This window comes from Paracoccus endophyticus, assembly GCF_003286075.1.
GTDB classification, from domain to species: Bacteria; Pseudomonadota; Alphaproteobacteria; order Rhodobacterales; family Rhodobacteraceae; genus Paracoccus; species Paracoccus endophyticus.
In genome coordinates this window covers 455183-470764 of sequence record NZ_QLUV01000001.1, presented here as the reverse complement: position 1 = coordinate 470764, position 15582 = coordinate 455183, and the positions used below count along the sequence as shown (strand labels likewise).

The 15582-nt window shown below is 69.7% G+C and carries 19 protein-coding genes and 1 tRNA gene; 7 read left to right on the top strand and 13 right to left on the bottom strand.

All coding sequences use genetic code 11. The features are described from left to right. The first annotated feature begins 83 nt into the window (after positions 1 to 83). The gene (locus tag DPQ23_RS02265; RefSeq protein WP_112873020.1) at positions 84 to 467 is read left to right on the top strand and encodes a hypothetical protein; all 384 of its coding nucleotides are present in this window, start codon (positions 84 to 86) and stop codon (positions 465 to 467) included. A 169-nt stretch (positions 468 to 636) separates the two neighbouring features. Here the strand turns inward: DPQ23_RS02265 and DPQ23_RS02260 are convergent, their stop codons facing one another. The 4 genes from DPQ23_RS02260 to DPQ23_RS02245 form a co-directional block, all read right to left on the bottom strand. Beyond that, positions 637 to 1056: a GNAT family N-acetyltransferase gene (locus DPQ23_RS02260; RefSeq protein WP_112873019.1), complete on the bottom strand. Its 420-nt coding sequence runs from the start codon at positions 1054 to 1056 to the stop codon at positions 637 to 639. Beyond that, a complete protein-coding gene (tsaB, locus tag DPQ23_RS02255) occupies positions 1053 to 1865 on the bottom strand; it encodes a tRNA (adenosine(37)-N6)-threonylcarbamoyltransferase complex dimerization subunit type 1 TsaB (RefSeq protein ID WP_112873018.1) in 813 nt (270 codons plus the stop codon). The genes DPQ23_RS02260 and tsaB overlap by 4 nt, the downstream gene beginning before the upstream one ends. Before the next feature lie 22 nt (positions 1866 to 1887). Then, positions 1888 to 2454, bottom strand: a complete 567-nt coding sequence (locus DPQ23_RS02250) for a NifU family protein (protein ID WP_112873017.1) — start codon at positions 2452 to 2454, stop codon at positions 1888 to 1890. A gap of 69 nt (positions 2455 to 2523) precedes the next feature. Continuing rightward, complete coding sequence (locus DPQ23_RS02245) at positions 2524 to 2979, bottom strand: universal stress protein (RefSeq protein WP_112873016.1); 456 nt, start codon at positions 2977 to 2979, stop codon at positions 2524 to 2526. Here DPQ23_RS02245 and DPQ23_RS02240 point away from each other — a divergent pair. Continuing rightward, a complete protein-coding gene (locus tag DPQ23_RS02240; protein ID WP_338067037.1) occupies positions 2978 to 3898 on the top strand; it encodes a sugar transferase in 921 nt (306 codons plus the stop codon). The genes DPQ23_RS02245 and DPQ23_RS02240 overlap by 2 nt on opposite strands. 45 nt (positions 3899 to 3943) lie before the next feature. Beyond that, the gene (locus DPQ23_RS02235; RefSeq protein ID WP_112873319.1) at positions 3944 to 4891 is read left to right on the top strand and encodes an NAD-dependent epimerase/dehydratase family protein; all 948 of its coding nucleotides are present in this window, start codon (positions 3944 to 3946) and stop codon (positions 4889 to 4891) included. Positions 4892 to 4902: 11 nt separating this feature from the next. On the opposite strand, the gene truA is transcribed toward DPQ23_RS02235, so the two are convergent. The 4 genes from truA to DPQ23_RS02215 form a co-directional block, all read right to left on the bottom strand. Further along, positions 4903 to 5691 carry a tRNA pseudouridine(38-40) synthase TruA gene (truA, locus tag DPQ23_RS02230; RefSeq protein ID WP_112873015.1) on the bottom strand — a complete coding sequence of 263 codons (789 nt, stop codon included), beginning with the start codon at positions 5689 to 5691 and terminating at the stop codon, positions 4903 to 4905. After that, positions 5692 to 6663 (bottom strand): 5-bromo-4-chloroindolyl phosphate hydrolysis family protein, encoded by a 972-nt coding sequence (locus DPQ23_RS02225; RefSeq protein ID WP_112873014.1) that lies wholly within the window; start codon positions 6661 to 6663, stop codon positions 5692 to 5694. 177 nt (positions 6664 to 6840) lie between these two features. Further along, positions 6841 to 6914, bottom strand: a tRNA-Gly gene (locus DPQ23_RS02220). Between the two features lie 59 nt (positions 6915 to 6973). Continuing rightward, entirely contained in the window at positions 6974 to 8389 is a 1416-nt protein-coding gene (locus tag DPQ23_RS02215) for a Glu/Leu/Phe/Val family dehydrogenase (RefSeq protein WP_240602321.1), read from the bottom strand. A gap of 213 nt (positions 8390 to 8602) precedes the next feature. Between DPQ23_RS02215 and DPQ23_RS02210 the strand changes: the two genes are divergently transcribed. From DPQ23_RS02210 to DPQ23_RS02200, 3 genes are all read left to right on the top strand, one after another. Then, positions 8603 to 8938: a hypothetical protein gene (locus tag DPQ23_RS02210; RefSeq protein WP_112873013.1), complete on the top strand. Its 336-nt coding sequence runs from the start codon at positions 8603 to 8605 to the stop codon at positions 8936 to 8938. A gap of 5 nt (positions 8939 to 8943) precedes the next feature. Continuing rightward, the gene (locus tag DPQ23_RS02205) at positions 8944 to 9216 is read left to right on the top strand and encodes an I78 family peptidase inhibitor (RefSeq protein ID WP_112873317.1); all 273 of its coding nucleotides are present in this window, start codon (positions 8944 to 8946) and stop codon (positions 9214 to 9216) included. A 75-nt stretch (positions 9217 to 9291) separates the two neighbouring features. After that, the gene (locus tag DPQ23_RS02200; protein WP_112873012.1) at positions 9292 to 9636 is read left to right on the top strand and encodes a DUF2794 domain-containing protein; all 345 of its coding nucleotides are present in this window, start codon (positions 9292 to 9294) and stop codon (positions 9634 to 9636) included. 31 nt (positions 9637 to 9667) lie between these two features. On the opposite strand, the gene DPQ23_RS02195 is transcribed toward DPQ23_RS02200, so the two are convergent. Next, a complete protein-coding gene (locus tag DPQ23_RS02195) occupies positions 9668 to 10009 on the bottom strand; it encodes a CsbD family protein (RefSeq protein ID WP_112873011.1) in 342 nt (113 codons plus the stop codon). Positions 10010 to 10121: 112 nt separating this feature from the next. Then, entirely contained in the window at positions 10122 to 11897 is a 1776-nt protein-coding gene (locus DPQ23_RS02190; RefSeq protein WP_240602319.1) for an extracellular solute-binding protein, read from the bottom strand. A 376-nt stretch (positions 11898 to 12273) separates the two neighbouring features. Here DPQ23_RS02190 and DPQ23_RS02185 point away from each other — a divergent pair, with 376 nt between their 5' ends. Then, positions 12274 to 13056 (top strand): 3-hydroxybutyrate dehydrogenase, encoded by a 783-nt coding sequence (locus DPQ23_RS02185; protein ID WP_112873009.1) that lies wholly within the window; start codon positions 12274 to 12276, stop codon positions 13054 to 13056. Between the two features lie 75 nt (positions 13057 to 13131). Here the strand turns inward: DPQ23_RS02185 and DPQ23_RS02180 are convergent, their stop codons facing one another. From DPQ23_RS02180 to DPQ23_RS02170, 3 genes are all read right to left on the bottom strand, one after another. Next, a complete protein-coding gene (locus DPQ23_RS02180; protein WP_112873008.1) occupies positions 13132 to 13716 on the bottom strand; it encodes an ABC transporter ATP-binding protein in 585 nt (194 codons plus the stop codon). Continuing rightward, the gene (locus DPQ23_RS02175) at positions 13706 to 14458 is read right to left on the bottom strand and encodes an ABC transporter permease (protein ID WP_240602375.1); all 753 of its coding nucleotides are present in this window, start codon (positions 14456 to 14458) and stop codon (positions 13706 to 13708) included. Before DPQ23_RS02175 ends, DPQ23_RS02180 begins: the two co-directional genes overlap by 11 nt. A gap of 118 nt (positions 14459 to 14576) precedes the next feature. Beyond that, a complete protein-coding gene (locus DPQ23_RS02170; protein ID WP_112873006.1) occupies positions 14577 to 15557 on the bottom strand; it encodes an ABC transporter substrate-binding protein in 981 nt (326 codons plus the stop codon). Positions 15558 to 15582 lie beyond the last annotated feature (25 nt).

Here is a 15582-nt window from a genome sequence, read left to right as displayed (position 1 = left end):
CAGGCGGACTCGGGCGCAGCACGGGGCCAAGCCCGCGGCGCGGGAACGTCCCGTCCGGGCGGCCGGAGAGGGGCAGGCCGCGGATGAGCCGGACCATCGCGACGCTCGGCAAGCTCGAGGCCATGGCGCGGTTGAAGGCCGACATCGAACTGCGGCGCTTTTCGGTGTATCGCAGCCAGGTGGTCGCGGCCGAACAGCGCCTCGAGGCCGGACGCCAGGACCTGGCCGCCGCCGCCAGCAGCAGTCCGGGGGCAAGCCTGGACGAGTGGCGGGTGGCGCACGCGCTGGTGGGCTATCGTGCCGAGGCCCTGACGCGCGCGCAGGTCGACCTGGACGCGATGCGCCCCGGATACGAGGCGGCCCGGCAAACCGCCGCGCGCGCGTTCGGCCGCGCCGAGGCGCTGGGCGCCCTGGGGCAGACGCTGAAGGCGCAGGCCCGCCGCGACGCCGAGCGGAAGGACGGGTGAGCCGCCGGGTCGGAGCGGGGGCCGATTTCGGCCGTGGCCAGAGGGCCGGGCGAATTCGTTACGGCACTTGCACCGAGTGGACACAGCGCGTCGTTGAGACCGGACTTGCCGGTTGACAGGCGGCTGCCCACCCGGCCCAGCGCCGTGCGCGCCGCGGCGATCCCTGCGCTCAGGCGAGCGCGTGTCGCAGGACCAGCGCGTCGATCCCGGGGCCGTAATAGCCGGGGCGGCGTCCCGCAGCCTGCCAGCCGGTCGCCGCATAAAGGCCAAGCGCGGCGTCGTTGTTGGACGCGACCTCCAGGAACGCCTCCCGCGCGTCGCGCTGGCGGGCCTCGACCAGGAACGCGGCGATCAGGGTCCGGCCCGCCCCGGCGCGGCGGACGGCGGGATCGACGGCCAGCGTCAGCACCTCGGCCTCGCCCGCCACGGCCCGGCCCAGCAGAAAGCCCGGGGCCGGGGGATCGCCCGCCGGATGGGTCAGCAGGAACACGCCCGGGCTTGCCAGCAGCGCAGCGAAGGCCCCGGCCGTCCAGGGCGGCGGACGGACAAAGCAGCGCGCGTGCAGCGCGGCCAGCGCCTCGGGCGTCATGGCAGCAGCGCCGGGGCTGCGTCGCGGGGCGGTGCCGCGTCGGCAGGGCGCAGGTAAACGGGCGCAGGCCGTGGCAGCGCGCTGCCCGCAGCAGCCCGCCGCTCGGCCAGCAGGGCGATGGCCGCGGCCTGCGGCCACAGGGGTTCGGCAACCGGCGGGCCGGGGGGCAGCGCGTCGCGCAGGCCCTGCGCCGGGCCGGCCTGCGCCCCGCCATTCGGCGTTGACCCCCGAGGCGCCGGCGCGGACTGCGCGGGGAAATCCGGCCGCGGCCCGGGGGCGGGTGCGGCGTGCGTGCCCGTCAGCGCCTGCGCCCCGGCCCCACCCCGACGGCCCTGGCCCGTCGCGGTCAGCGTCTCGCCCAGCGCGGCAGCGTCACCCTGCGCGGGCGGGGCACCGAGGGGCGCCGGGACCGGCCCCTCGGGCGCATGCCCGAAATCCTGCCACAGCACCTCGTCGCCGCGCAACGGGACCACGACGCGGCACGGGCGCGGCAGGTCGAGGGCGGCGGCCTCGGTCGTGGTGATCCCCACCGCGGGAATGCCCAGCGACAGCGCCAGGCCGCGCGCGGCGGCGACCGAGATGCGGATGCCGGTGAAATTGCCCGGACCGACGCCGACGCCGATCGCGGTCAGGTCGGACCAGCCCAATCCCTGCGACGAAAGCAGATCCTGCAGCAGGGGAAACAGGCGCTCGGCCTGTCCGCGGGTCATCGGCTCGCAGCACTGCGCCAGAACCCGGCCGCCGGAAACCAGCGCGGCCGCGCAATGCGCGGCCGACGTGTCGAAGCCAAGGGTCAGCGATCCACGCACGCCGGGCGGGGCCGCGCCTGCCTCAGGCGACAGGGCGCACCTCGAGCACCTCGGGGATATAGTGGCGCAGCAGGTTCTCGATCCCCATCTTCAGCGTCAGGGTCGAGGAGGGGCAACCCGCGCAGGCGCCCTGCATGTGCAGATAGACGACGCCCCGGTCAAAGCCGTGGAAGGTGATGTCGCCCCCGTCCTGCGCCACCGCGGGGCGGACCCGGGTGTCCAGCAGTTCCTTGATCTGGTCCACGATCTCGGCGTCGGGGCCGCTGTGCGCGGCATGGCCGCCCGCGGCCTGCGCCGTGCCACCCGTCGCAAGGGCCGGGTCGCCCGACTGATAGTGTTCCATGATGGCGCCCAGGATCGAGGGCTTGATCTGGTCCCACAGCGCCGCGTCGGTCTTGGTCACGGTGACGAAATCGGACCCAAGGAACACCCCGGCCACCCCGGGCACGGCGAACAGCCGCGATGCCAGCGGGCTTGCGGCCCCCGACTCGGGGGTGGGAAAATCGGCCGTTCCGCTGTCCAGCACGGTGTCGCCCGGAAGGAATTTCAGCGTCGCCGGGTTCGGCGTCGTCTCGGTCTGGATGAACATCGCACGCTCCTGATACCCGAGTGATATGGTTGCCCGGGGGGTGCAAAGTCAAGGTGCGCGGCCCGCGCGTCAGGTGATCTGCTCCAGCCGCTCGCGCGAGATGTCGCCCGGCACGATGGTCAGCGGGCACGGCAGCGACGACAGGTCGCGCATCAGGCGGGTGATCAGCGGCCCCGGTCCGGTCGTCTCGGTCGAGGCGGCCAGGACCACGACGCCGATCTCGGGGTCGGCGGCGATCTGGGCCATCAGCTCGGTCCCGGGATCGCCCTCGCGCACGACCAGTTCCGGCTCGACGCCGGGGCGGTCTCGCATCCACTTGGCGAAGACCTCGAAATGGGCGGTGATGCGGTCGCGCGCCTCGGCCCGCATGACCTCGGCCACGCCGAAGCCGTGCTGGATCTCGTCGGCGGGAATGACGGCCAGCACCTGCACCCCGCCGCCGGTGCGCGCAGCGCGCAGGGCGGCGAAACGGATCGCGTTCAGGCACTCTTTGCTGTCGTCCAGCACGACCAGAAATTTCCGCATGTCGCATCCCGGCAACACCTGCATCCGGCGCAGGCCCGCGCAGACTGTCCGATCGGCGGAAAAGCAACAAGGAAAAAGAAAATCCGCAGCCCTGTCGTTGGCTTGGCGGACATATCGTGTTAGCCGGACGGTCGCGAGATCGCCGGTGCGCGCAGCAGAGCAGGTGCAACGAGTGACGATTCACCACGACTGGGAAACACTGGAGGCGAGCGAGCTTCACCGCTTGGCCCGCCCGCGTGGACTCTGGTCGGCGCGCCCGGGCAGCCGCGCCATCGGGATGACGGCCGGAAAGCGGCTGTTCGACGTGACCCTTGCGCTGTGCCTTCTGATCCCGCTGTCCGTCGTGATGCTTTCGGTCGCGATCGCGCTGGCGGTGGCGCAGGGGCGGCCGGTGCTCTACGTGTCCGATCGGATGCGCGCGCCGTCCGAGCCGTTCCGCCTGCTCAAGTTCCGCACCATGACGCTGATCGACGACGATTCCGGGGTGACAGGCGCGCACAAACACTGGCGGATCACACCTCTTGGTCATTTCCTGCGACGCAGCCGGATCGACGAGCTGCCGCAGCTGTTCAACATCTTGAAAGGCGATATGAGCTTTGTCGGACCACGCCCCACCATTCGGGAATATGTAGATCGCTTTCCCGAAGCTTACGGTCAGGTGTTAAGGTGTCCCCCCGGCGTCACTGGACTGGCAACACTGATCTATCATCGACACGAGGCGCGCATTCTGGCCCGGTGCAAGACAGCTGACGCGACCGAGGCGGCGTATTCGCGGCGATGCCTTCCGACCAAACTGAAACTTGACATGATTTATCAGAGAAACCAGTCTCTGCCGTTGGATTTATGGATCATGTGGAGGACCCTATTGATCGTGATAACGCAAAAGGACGAGCGCATCCGTCGCAGGGGCCGCAGTTGATCTGCATCGAGTCAGACAGCCGCTTATAGGAATGTGGAGAAACGCTTGACCAGAAGGGTACTGGTGACGGGTGGCGCCGGGTTCGTCGGCAGCCATCTTGTCGACCGCCTTGTGGCAGACGGCGAAGATGTCATTGTCTATGACAATCTTTCTGCCGGGAAAAGATCGAATATTGACAAGAGCGCAAGGCTAATTGTCGGTGACATATTGGATACCGATCTTTTGGCTGATGTCGTTGCGCAGGTGGACAGTATTGTTCATCTTGCAGCGATTGTTTCAGTGCAGGAATGCACCCTAAATTGGTTCGGAAGTCACAAGGTCAATCTGATTGGCGCGATGAATGTATTTCACGCGGCAGCGCGGGCCGGCAATATTCCCGTTGTCTATGCCTCGTCAGCGGCGGTGTATGGAAACCAGCCGCACGGTTTCTGTCAGGAAACTTGTACGCCGATGCCCGTGTCCGCCTATGCCGCCGATAAACTTGGTTGCGAGCATCAGGCCCGCGCGATGGCTGAAGCTTACGGACTTCCAACCGTTGGCCTTAGATTCTTCAATGTCTATGGTGCGCGACAGGATTTAACGTCTCCTTACGCGGGCGTCATTACTAAATTCACGGCGAACCGCATTGCTAATTCTCCACATACGATCTTTGGCCAGGGATTGCAAAGCCGGGATTTCATTCATGTCGACGACATTGTCGAAGGAATAATCCGGGCGGGAAGTTATCTGGGAACATCCCGAAGGCCGGCTGTGTTCAACCTGTGCACTGGCACAGCGACTACCGTCCGGCAAGTCGCGGATATTCTTGATATTATCTCCGGGCGGGAACAGAATGAGATTCATTACGCTGCTGCGCGACATGGTGATGTCATGCTGTCGTATGGATGCCTGCGTCTGGCAAGGACGCATCTAGGCTTTTCGACCCTGATAGATATTGAAACTGGCTTGCGTAGTCTTTGGTCGTCGATGACAGGTCAGGAAGCGACCAGCTAGTTTCCGCTATTCTATTCGTCGCTGACCCCGAACGGATCGTCGGGGTAATCGACGCCGGTCAGGTACAGACCCTGCGGCGGGCAGACCGGCCCGCAGGCCGCACGGTCGCACGCCGCCAGCGCCTGCGCGACGCGGTCGGCGGGCCAGGCCCCGGCGCCCACCCGTTCCAGCGTGCCCACGATCGACCGGACCTGGTTGTGCAGGAACGACCGCGCCGACAGGGCAAAGCGGTATTCGGTGCCGTGGGGAACCGCATGCGCCGTGATCGCGATGCGGTCCAGCGTCTTGACCGGGCTGGCCGACTGGCACATCGACGACCGGAAGGTGGTGAAGTCATGCCGCCCGATCAGATGCGCCGCGCCCTGCCGCATGGCCGCGACATCCAGCGGCTGGCCCACCTGCCAGACCAGCCCGCGGTCGTGGGTGGCGGGTGCGCGCCGGGCCAGCAGGCGGAACAGATAATGCCGCGCGATGGCCGAAAAGCGCGCGTGGAACGTGTCGGGCGCGCGCGCGGCCGTCAGGATCGCGACCGGCGCGGGCTTGAGGTGCCAGTTCAGCGCCTGCGCCAGCCGGAACGGGTCCCAGTCGCGGACCAGATCGGCGTGCGCGACCTGTCCGGTGGCGTGGACGCCCGCATCCGTGCGCCCGGCGGCCGCGATCCGCGCGCCCGCGGCAAAGCCCCGGTCCAGCGCCGCAAGCGCGCGTTCGACCGCACCCTGCACCGACGGCAGGTCGGCCTGCGCCTGCCAGCCCGCGAACGGTCCCCCGTCGTATTCGATCCGCAGCGCAAAGCGGGGCATTCAGCGCGGCGTCGGGTCGCGCAGGATGGTGCGGAACAGATCGTCCGCGGTCGGGTCCCGGTCATCCTCCAGGGCGGGGCGCACGCCCTCGCGCGCAAGGCGGTCGCGCAGGACCTCGATCTCGATGTCCATGTCGGTGCGCCCGCCGGCGTGCAGCCGCTGGGTCAGGGCGGAAAAGCTGCGCTCCAGGTCGTCGAGCAGCAGCTCGTAATCCCGCCGGGCCTTTTCGTCGCGGGTCTGGACGTACAGATCGGCGAACTTGACCGAGGCGTCGCGCGCCCCCTGCAGATAGACCCCCAGATAGCGGCGCGCAGCGGTCAGGTCGCCGGGGTCCTGCTCGACCCGGTCGAACAGCGCCCGCGCGGTGGCGGCGAACATCGCGACCCGCGCTTCCAGGCGGCGGTCGCCGACGCGCAGGATGGCGTCGGACATGGCGCGCAGCCGCGTCTCGGCCTCGGCGACCATCCGGGCGGCACGGTCCTGCTGGAAGGCGTCCACCCCCTCCATCCCCTTGTCGCGCCTGGGGTCGGGGCCGAAGGCCAGCCAGTGCAGCGCCGATCCGGTCAGCCCCAGCACCGCCGCGCCGGCGAAGGCCCCGGGCTCGGCCGCGCCCACCGCCAGCCCCAGGCCGGTCAGGATGCCGCCGAACAGCTTGCGCGGGATCGCCGGGCGGCGGGCCACGCGGCGGGCGTCATAGGCGGCCTCGGCCTGCAACCCCTCGCGCGTCAGCCACATCGCGGCGGCGGTGATGCCGAATCCGGCCAGGTTCGTGGCCATCCCCATCGCGTCGCCCTGGAAGAACGCGCCCAGCAGGAACGGCACCGCGGCGGCCGTGATCCAGCGGGTGCGGGATTCGTGGGGATGGCGCAGGTCGCCGGGCGCGGGGCGCGGCAGGGCCTGTGGCCCCGCGTCGCGCGATCCGTCCAGCGACGCTGGCTCGGGCGAGAAGGGGCCGCGGAAACGTCGTGCCATGCGCCGCCCCTCAGCCGCCGACGAGAGAAGCATAGAGCGTCACGCCGATCAGAAGAAAGAACGACAGGCGCTGGCGGGCATTGCGGGACATCGGCACCCTTTCACTGGTCCTGCGCGATGCGCGCAGCCATCCGCGCGCTCAACCCCCCAAGCCAGGCGGTTGTTCCGGCGCGCGGTTGGAGCGGGTGATGGGAATCGAACCCACGTATTCAGCTTGGAAGGCTGCTGCTCTACCATTGAGCTACACCCGCGCTGCCCGCAGCTATAGGGCATCCGGGGCGGGGCGCGCAAGCGGCGCGGCGGCCCGCCCTTACAGCCCCAGTGCCTGATAGGTCGCCGCGATGCGCCGGATCGCCACCATATAGGCCGCGGTGCGCAGGTCGGGCACGCGCGCGTCGGCGTCGCAGATCGTGACCATGTGCTGGAACGCCGCCCGCATCGTGTCGTCCAGGCCCGAGCGCACCAGTTCCAGTTCGTCCGCGCCGCGCAGGTAGCGCTGCTTGAACCCTTCCGACAGGGTCCAGCCGAGGCTGTGGTCGTCCGACATGCGTTCCAGTTCCGCGACGAGCAGGTGATGGCGCGCCTCCTCCTGCCGGCGTTCGAGGCGGCCGAAGTTGATGTGCGACAGGTTCTTGACCCATTCGAAATAGCTGACCGTGACGCCGCCGGCGTTGGCGTACATGTCGGGCACGATGACCTTGCCGGCCTCGCGCAGGATCGCGTCGCCCTCGGCCGTGATCGGGCCGTTCGCGGCCTCGACGATCAGGGGCGCGCGGATGCGGGCGGCGTTCCCCTCGTGGATCACCGCCTCCAGCGCGGCGGGGATCAGGATGTCGCAGTCCAGTTCCAGCGCCCGGGTTCCGTCCGGCTCGAACGTGGCGCCGGGAAAGTCGCGCACGCCGCCGGTCGCGCGCAGGTGCGCCTGCAGGTCGGCGATGTTCAGCCCGGCCGGGTTCATCACCGCCCCGTCGCGTTCGGCCACCGCGATGATGCGGGCGCCGTCCTCCTCGGACAGGAACCGTGCGGCGTGAAAGCCGACGTTGCCCAGGCCCTGCACCACGACGCGCTTTCCGTCCAGCGTGCCGTCCAGGCCCGCCTGCTTCAGCACGGCGGGGGTGCGGAAGACCTCGCGCAGCGCGTACTGCACGCCGCGCCCCGTCGCCTCGATGCGCCCGGCGATGCCGCCGAAGCCGATCGGCTTGCCCGTCACGCAGGCGCGCGCGTCGATGTCCTCGGGGTGCAGCCGCTTGTAGGCGTCGGCCATCCAGGCCATCTCGCGCTCGCCGGTGCCCATGTCGGGGGCGGGCACGTTCTGGCTGGGCGAGATCAGCGACCGGCGCGACAGCTCGTAGGTGAAGCGGCGGGTGATGCGTTCCAGCTCGTCCTCGTCCCAGGCGCGCGGGTCGATCCGCAACCCCCCCTTGGACCCGCCGAAGGGCAGCTCGACCAGCGCGCATTTGTACGTCATCAGCGCGGCCAGCGCCTCGACCTCGTCCTGATCGACGTTCATCGCATAACGGATGCCGCCCTTGACCGGCTCGTGATGCTCGGAATGGACCGAGCGATAGCCGACGAAGGTGTGGATCGCGCCCCGCAGCCGCACCCCGAAGCGGACGGTATAGGTCGAGTTGCAGACCCGGATCTTTTCCTCGAGCCCCGGCGGCAGGTCCAGCAGACTGGCTGCGTGGGTGAACATCTGCTCGACAGAGGCGCGGAACGACGACATGGATAACCCCACAATGCTGTGCGACAAGGATCGCAGCCATCATGCACAGTCGCCGCGGATTGCCAACCGCGGGCAATGCGCCCCCGGGCCGATGCACGGGCGCAACATCCCCGGCGCGTCGCGGGCCGCGCGTCCGCGCCCCGTTCCGCCGCCCGCGCGGCCCTGCTATGAGATCAGAACACCAGAATCCGCCGACGGACGAACGATAGACCCATGAAGACCCTGATCCTAGTCACCCTGGCGGCAACGTCGCTTGCGGCCTGCGTGCCCGCGCCCTCTCCCGATCCGGTGGTCGTGGTCGATCCCGCCCCGGTCGCCATGCCCGTCACGGGTGTCGCGGGATTGCAGTCGCGCGAACCCGATGCCTGCCACGCCGGGGATTATGTCGCGGCCCTGGGCCAGCCGGGCACCGTCATCCCGACGCTGGGCATCACGCGCCAGTACCGTGTCGTCGAATACCGCGGGATCGAGCCGCAGGAATACGACCCGCTGCGGATCGTGTTCCGGCTGGACGCCGCGGGCCGTATCCAGAACATCGATTGCGGATGATCGCCATGACCCGACTGTTTGCCGTTATCCCCTTGGTCCTGCTGGCTGCCTGCGTGCCGCCGCCGCCCGCGACCCCGCCAGAGGAGGCCGACCTGTGCAAGGCGCAGGCCCTGCAAGGGCTGGTCGGCCAGCCGCAATCCGTGCTGCAGAGCATGCTGCTGCCCGCCGGCAGCCGGGTGATCGGCCCCAGCGATCCGGTCACGATGGATTTCCGGCCCGAACGCCTGAACGTCGAGGTCGGCGCGGACGGCCGCATCGCCAAGGTCGGCTGCTACTGAGTTCGCCGCGGGGCCGGTTGCAGGCCCCGCGACAGGCCGGTTGATCGACGCGCGCGAGCCTGTCACCATCGCGTCATGACGATCCAGCCGCCTGTCACGCCCGCGCCCGCCCCTGATGCCCCTGACGTTGTGGCCTTTGACCGGCGCGAGCTGGGGGTGATCCTGTCGGTCTATGGCCGGATGGTCGCCGCCGGGGAATGGCGCGACTATGGGCTGTCGTTCCTGCGCGAGGTGGCGGTGTTCTCGGTCTTTCGCCGCGCCGCCGAGACCCCGATCTATCGCATCGAGAAGCGGCCCCGCCTGCGCGGGGCGCAGGGGATGTATGCGGTGGTGGGCATGGACGGGCGCATCCTGCGCCGCGGGCACGACCTGGGGGTCGTGCTGCGGGTTCTGGAACGCAAGCTGATCCGTCCCGTCTGACCGGCGCCTGCGCGGCGGTCTGGTGGCGGCCCTAGCGGTCGCCGTCGTCGGGATAGTCGTCGTCGTCGCCGAAGCGGGCATCGTCGGAAAACTCGTCCTCGCCCTCGCCCACGTATTTGGACGACAGCGCGATCGAGTGGTTGTCGTGGATGGGGTCCATGACGACATCGGACGGGATCTCGCCGGTCAGCCATTCTCGGATCTCGTCGCGCGCCTCGGCCGGCTCAAGCCCGCTCACCTCGGCGATATAGGCGACGAAGGCGCGCTGGTCGCCGTCGATCTCGTCCAGGTCGGCCTCGTCCACGGCGTCCCATTTCTCCTTGATCGCCTCGTAGAAGGCGGACCAGTTCTGCTGCACATGCGCCCATTTCATCGGCGGTCATCCCCTTTGTGTCCCTGATGGCGGCGGGCCATCGTCCATGGCGGAAACAACGGCTGCGTGTGGTGGTTCCCGCCTGCCAGCCTGCGCCCATCGGCCTGCGTTGTCACCGGGGCGGGTCGGCCCACCAGGTCTCGGGCATGAAGCCGGGCCAGTCCCCATAGGCGGGCAGGCGCGCCGGGTGGTGCAGGTTGGCCGCATGGGCGATCCGGCTGACGGGCGAGAAGGACACCGGGATGACATGGCGCCCTGCCGTCAGGATGCGGTCCAGCGCCTGCACGGCCGCCGCGTGATCCTCGGCCGAGGTGGCGTTGACCATGGCCTCGATCATCGCGTCCACGGCAGGACTTTGCAGGCCCATCCAGTTCTTGCTGCCCGGCTCGGTGGCGCTGGCCGACCCCCAGTACAGCGCCTGCTCGTTGCCCGGCGACAGCGACAGGCCGCGTTCGTACCAGGTCATGTCAAAGGCGAAGCTGTTGGTCCGCTGGACGTATTGCGCGCTGTCCAGCAGCGTGACGCGCGGGGTGATGCCCAGGGGCTTCAGCGCCTCGAGGTAGATGTCGACGATCTTCTGGACCTCGCTGCCCGACCGCATGGCGCTGCCCGACTGGTTCAGCAGGATCTCGAACCGGAACGGCTCGCCCGCGGCGTTCGCCAGCCGGCCGTCCCGGACGGTCCAGCCGGCCTGTTCCAGCAGCGCCATGGCGGCGCGGATGCCCTTGCGGTCCAGCGACCGCTCGGCGCCCTCGGGCAGGGCATAGCCCTCGATCGTGCCGGGCGGCAGGTCGGCGGCGGACGGCGCCAGCAGCTCGGCCACCCGGCCTGTCGCCGGACCCGGCTGCATCGCCAGAGGCGAGTTCGAGAAATAGCTGGTGATGCGCGGATCGGTGCCCCCGGTCAGCGTCCTGTTGATGAAGCGGAAGTTGAACGCCTCGATCATCGCCTGCCGGACGCGCCAGTCCGCGAACACCGGGGCGCGGCTGTTCATCACCAGCCCCATGATCCCCGAGGGGCGGCGGTGGGGAATCTCGTCCTTGACCACCCGCCCGTCCGTCACCGCGGGAAAATTGTACTCGCCGGCCCAGCGCGCGCCGTTCAGCTCGCGCCACAGGGTCACGTCGCCGGCCTTGAACGCCTCGAACATGGCGGCGGTGTCGCCGAAATAGTCGTAGCGGATCACATCCAGGTTGTTCAGCCCGCGGTTCACCGGCAGGTCGTTGCCCCAGTAGTCGGGATCGCGGCGAAAGGTGATCGACCGCCCCGCATCGACATGCTCGACGACATAGGGACCGGACCCGATCGGCGGCTCCAGCCCCGAGGCGCCGAAGTCCTGCCCCTGCCACTGCGCCTTTTTCAGGATGGGCCGCAGCCCCATCAGCAACGGCAGTTCGCGGTCGGCCACCGCGAATGTCAGGCGCACGCTGCGCGGGCCGGTCTGCTCCATGCGGGCGACCTTCTTCCAGGCCCCGTGATAGCGCGGGTGGCCGGTCGTCCCCAGCGTCTCGAACGACCACATCACATCCTCGACGGTGACCGGCGTGCCGTCGGAAAACCGCGCCTGGGGGCGCAGCGTGAACTCGACCCAGGTGCGGTCGGGGTCCGTCTCGACGCTTTCGGCCAGCAGGCCGTACAGGGTGAACGGCTCGTCGATGGACCGGAACATCAGCGTTTCCACGACATGGGTGCCGACCGCCCAGACGGGGTTGCCTTTCAGAACCCAGGGCTTCAGCGAATCGAAGGTTCCGGGCTCGGCCAGCCGAATCACCCCTCCGCCGGGGGCCTCGGGGTTGGCGTAGGGCAGATGAGAGAAGCCCTGTGGCAAACCGGGTTCGCCATACATTGCAATGGCATGGGCCGGCGCGCCAAGGCTTGCCAGCGGCATCCCTGCAACACATGCGACAAGCAAAACCACCCTGCGCAGAGCAACAGTGATCGCGTAATCGTTAAGATTTATGTGGATTCGCGCCATGCCAGCCCCCGCCCGGCCCGGTCTGACGCCGGGTCATTAACCATCCCTATCCACGGGCGAACCGCCTGGCAAACGGACCCCTTGGACTCAGAGTGTGAAAGGCGTATATCGAAGCCACTGCTCGATAGGTTTCTTGCCTGTATGAAACCTGCCTCATGACTTGACGCCCGCCTCGTGCGGGCGTTTTTTTTCCTTACTCACTTTGCGGTTGCATGACCAGCCCCCATGAGGGCTGGCCGGCGTGCTTGTTGGCGTTATGCTGCGGCTGCAACGACAAGGGGTGCAGGGCATGGGCGACAGGATTCTTGCCGGAAAACTGGCCGTGGTGACCGGATCGAACAGCGGCATCGGCCTGGGCGTGGCCGAGGCGCTGGCGGCCGCCGGGGCGGACGTGGTCATCAACAGCTTCACCGACGCGGCCGAGGACCATGACCTGGCCCGGCGGCTGGCGTCCGGGCACGGCGTCGCCGTGCGCTATCTTCAGGCCGACATGAGCAAGCCGGACCAGTGCCGCGCGCTGATCGCGCAGGCCGGCCGCTGCGACATCCTGGTCAACAACGCCGGCATCCAGCACGTCGCCCCGATCCCCGAGTTCCCGGCCGAGAAATGGGACGCGATCCTGGCCATCAACCTGTCCAGCGCGTTCCACACCACCGCCGTCGCCCTGCCGATGATGCGGGCGCAGGGATGGGGGCGGGTCATCAACGTCGCCTCGGCCCACGGGCTGACGGCCAGCCCCTACAAGGCGGCCTATGTCGCGGCCAAGCATGGGGTCGTCGGGCTGACCAAGGTCACGGCGCTGGAAACGGCGGGCGAGGGGATCACCTGCAACGCGATCTGCCCGGGCTATGTCCTGACGCCCATCGTCGAAAAGCAGATCCCCGACCAGATGAAGACCCACGGCATGAGCCGCGAGGACGTGATCGCCAAGGTCATGCTGGCCCGCCAGCCCTCGGGGCAGTTCGTGACGGTCGAGCAGATCGGCGGGACGGCCGTGTTCCTGTGCAGCGACGCCGCAGCCCAGCTGACCGGCACCACCATCAGCGTGGACGGGGGCTGGACGGCGCTCTAGGCGCGCCGCTTTCCGGCTGGTCCGGGGTCGCGGCCTGCCCGGCCGTCGGCGCAGGGCCGGCGCACCGCTCGCCCCTCAGGCCAGTCGCGCGGGCGTTCCCGACAGGGTCAGGGGCTGCGCGCCCAGCCGCGCCGCCTCGGCCGGGTCGTGGGTGACCAGGATCAGCCCGGCCCCGCTGGCGTCCAGCAGGGCCGCCGTCAGGTCCAGCATCCGCCCCGCCGTGTCCGCGTCCAGCGAGGCGAAGGGCTCGTCCATCAGCAGCAGGTCGGGGCGCGCGGCAAAGGCGCGCGCCAGGGACAGCCGCCGCTGCTGGCCCAGCGACAGCTGGCGGGGAAAGTGCCGGTCCTTGCCGGCCAGCCCGACCTGATCCATCAGCGCCAGCGCCGCCGCGCGGTCCGCGCCGGTGGGGATGGTGACATTGGCCAGCGCCCGCCGCCAGGGCAGCAGGGTGGGTTCCTGAAACACCGCCGCCAGCCGTTCGGGCACCGCGCGCCGTCCCTGAAAGTCGCGGTCCAGCCCCGCGACGATCCGCAGCAGCGTCGATTTGCCGATCCCCGACGGGCCCAGGATCGCCACCCGCTGGCCTCGCCGCACCTCCAGCGTCAGCGCGCCCAGCACGGGGCGGCCGGCGAAGGACCTGGACGTCAGCTCAAGGCGCATCCTGTCTCCAGCGGTTGGCGCGGGCCTCCCACGGGCGCAGCAGCCCGGCGTCGATGGCCAGCATCACCGCGACGAAGGCCAGCGACCAGGCCAGAACGCCCGCCACGTCGAAGCTGGAGAACAGCAGGTGGATCTTGAAGCCGACGCCGTTCGAGCGGCCGAGGAACTCGACCACCAGCACGATCTTCCAGATCAGCGCGACGCCGGTGCGGGCGGCAGCGGCCAGATGCGGGGCAAGCTGCGGCAGCACGACATGGCGCAGCCGCGCCGGCCCCGACATGGCGAACACCCGCGCCATGTCGTCCAGGTCGGGGCGCAGGGCGCGCGTCCCCTCGCGCAGGATCACGGCCACGACGGGGATCTTGTTCAGCGCGACGGCCAGGATCGCCGCCGTCTCGTTCAGGCCGATCCAGATATAGGCCAGCACGATGATGACCAGCGCGGGGATGTTCAGCAGGATGACCAGCGTCGGGTCCAGCCAGCGGTCCAGCCGCGGCGACCGGCCCATCGCCAGTCCCAGCGCGCCGCCCAGGATCATCGCCGCGACGAACGCCAGGGCGACGCGGAACAGCGTCATGCCGGCGTGAAACCACAGCTCGCCGCTGGCGGCGATGGCGAACAGCTCATGGCCCACGGCCCAAGGGCCGGGCAGGCGGCGGGGGTTGCCGGTCAGCGCCGCCGCGACCGCCCACAGCGCCAGCAGCGCGCCCAAGGACACAAGGCCCGGCACCAGCCCCGGCACCCGGCCGCGCCGCGCCCCGGCGTGCGGTTGCGCCCCCCGTGGCGCAGAGGGGGGCGCAGAGGGGGGCGCCAAGGTCACGGCGCGGGGTCCGGGCGGTGGCATGGCGCGACTGCGCGCCCTAGCGGCCCGACCAGAACAGTCCCGCGGGCAGCTCCGTCAGCCCCCCGGTCAGCTCGTCCCCGCCCAGTTCGGCCATGACCGCGAACAGCTTTTGCGCCGCCGCAGGGTCCACCGTCTGCGAGGGCGGGATGCCGGCCCGCCAGCCGTCGCGCAGGGCCGCGAACTCGGCGTCGTCGTCTGCGTTCATGATCGGGCGCAGCGCGTCCCACGCGGCGTCGTCGCGCGCCAGGATCGCCTTGGCCTCGGCCGAGGCGCGGGCCAGTCCCTGCGCCAGCGCCGGGTTTTCGGCGATCCAGCCGTCGCGCAGCACATAGCCCAGCAAGGGCGTCGCAGGGTCCAGGCCCAGGTCGCGGGCGGCGTCCTTCACGCTGACGATCTCGCGCATGCCACGGGCCGCCATCTTGGCCTGAAAGTGCCAGAAGTTGATCGCGGCATCGACCTCGCCCGTCTCGGCGGCGTTCATGATCATGGGGGGCGCGCCGAACACCTGCTCGGTCACGGCGCCGATGTCCTCGCCGGTCTGCTGGCGGGACCAGGCGCGCAGGATCAGCCAGCTCTTGTCCACGGGCCCGCCCGCGATGCCGATCTTTCCGCCCTTCAGGTCGGCCAGCGTCCGGACGGGGCTGTCGCCCCTGACCATGACCCCGCCGACCGAGGTCGAATAGGGCAGGAAGGTGAAGTCCGCCCCCTGCGCGCGCTGCTGCGCCACCCACAGGAAGTCCGAGACGATCGTATCCACCTCTCCGCCCTGCATCGCCACCTGCGTCGCCGGATTGCCGGCCAGCGGCAGGACCTTCAGCGCGAATCCGTTCGCGGCGTCCAGCCCGCGGGCGCGGATCGTCTCCAGCTCCCAGGCGACGGTGCCGTTTTCCAGCGTGCCGACGGTGATCGTGGGCGCGGGGGGCGGTGTCTGGGCGGTGGCGGCGGTGGCGGTCAGCGCCACCGCGACGGCGGCGGCAAGGCGGCGGAACAGGGTCATGGGGATGTCCTCGGGAAAACCGGAT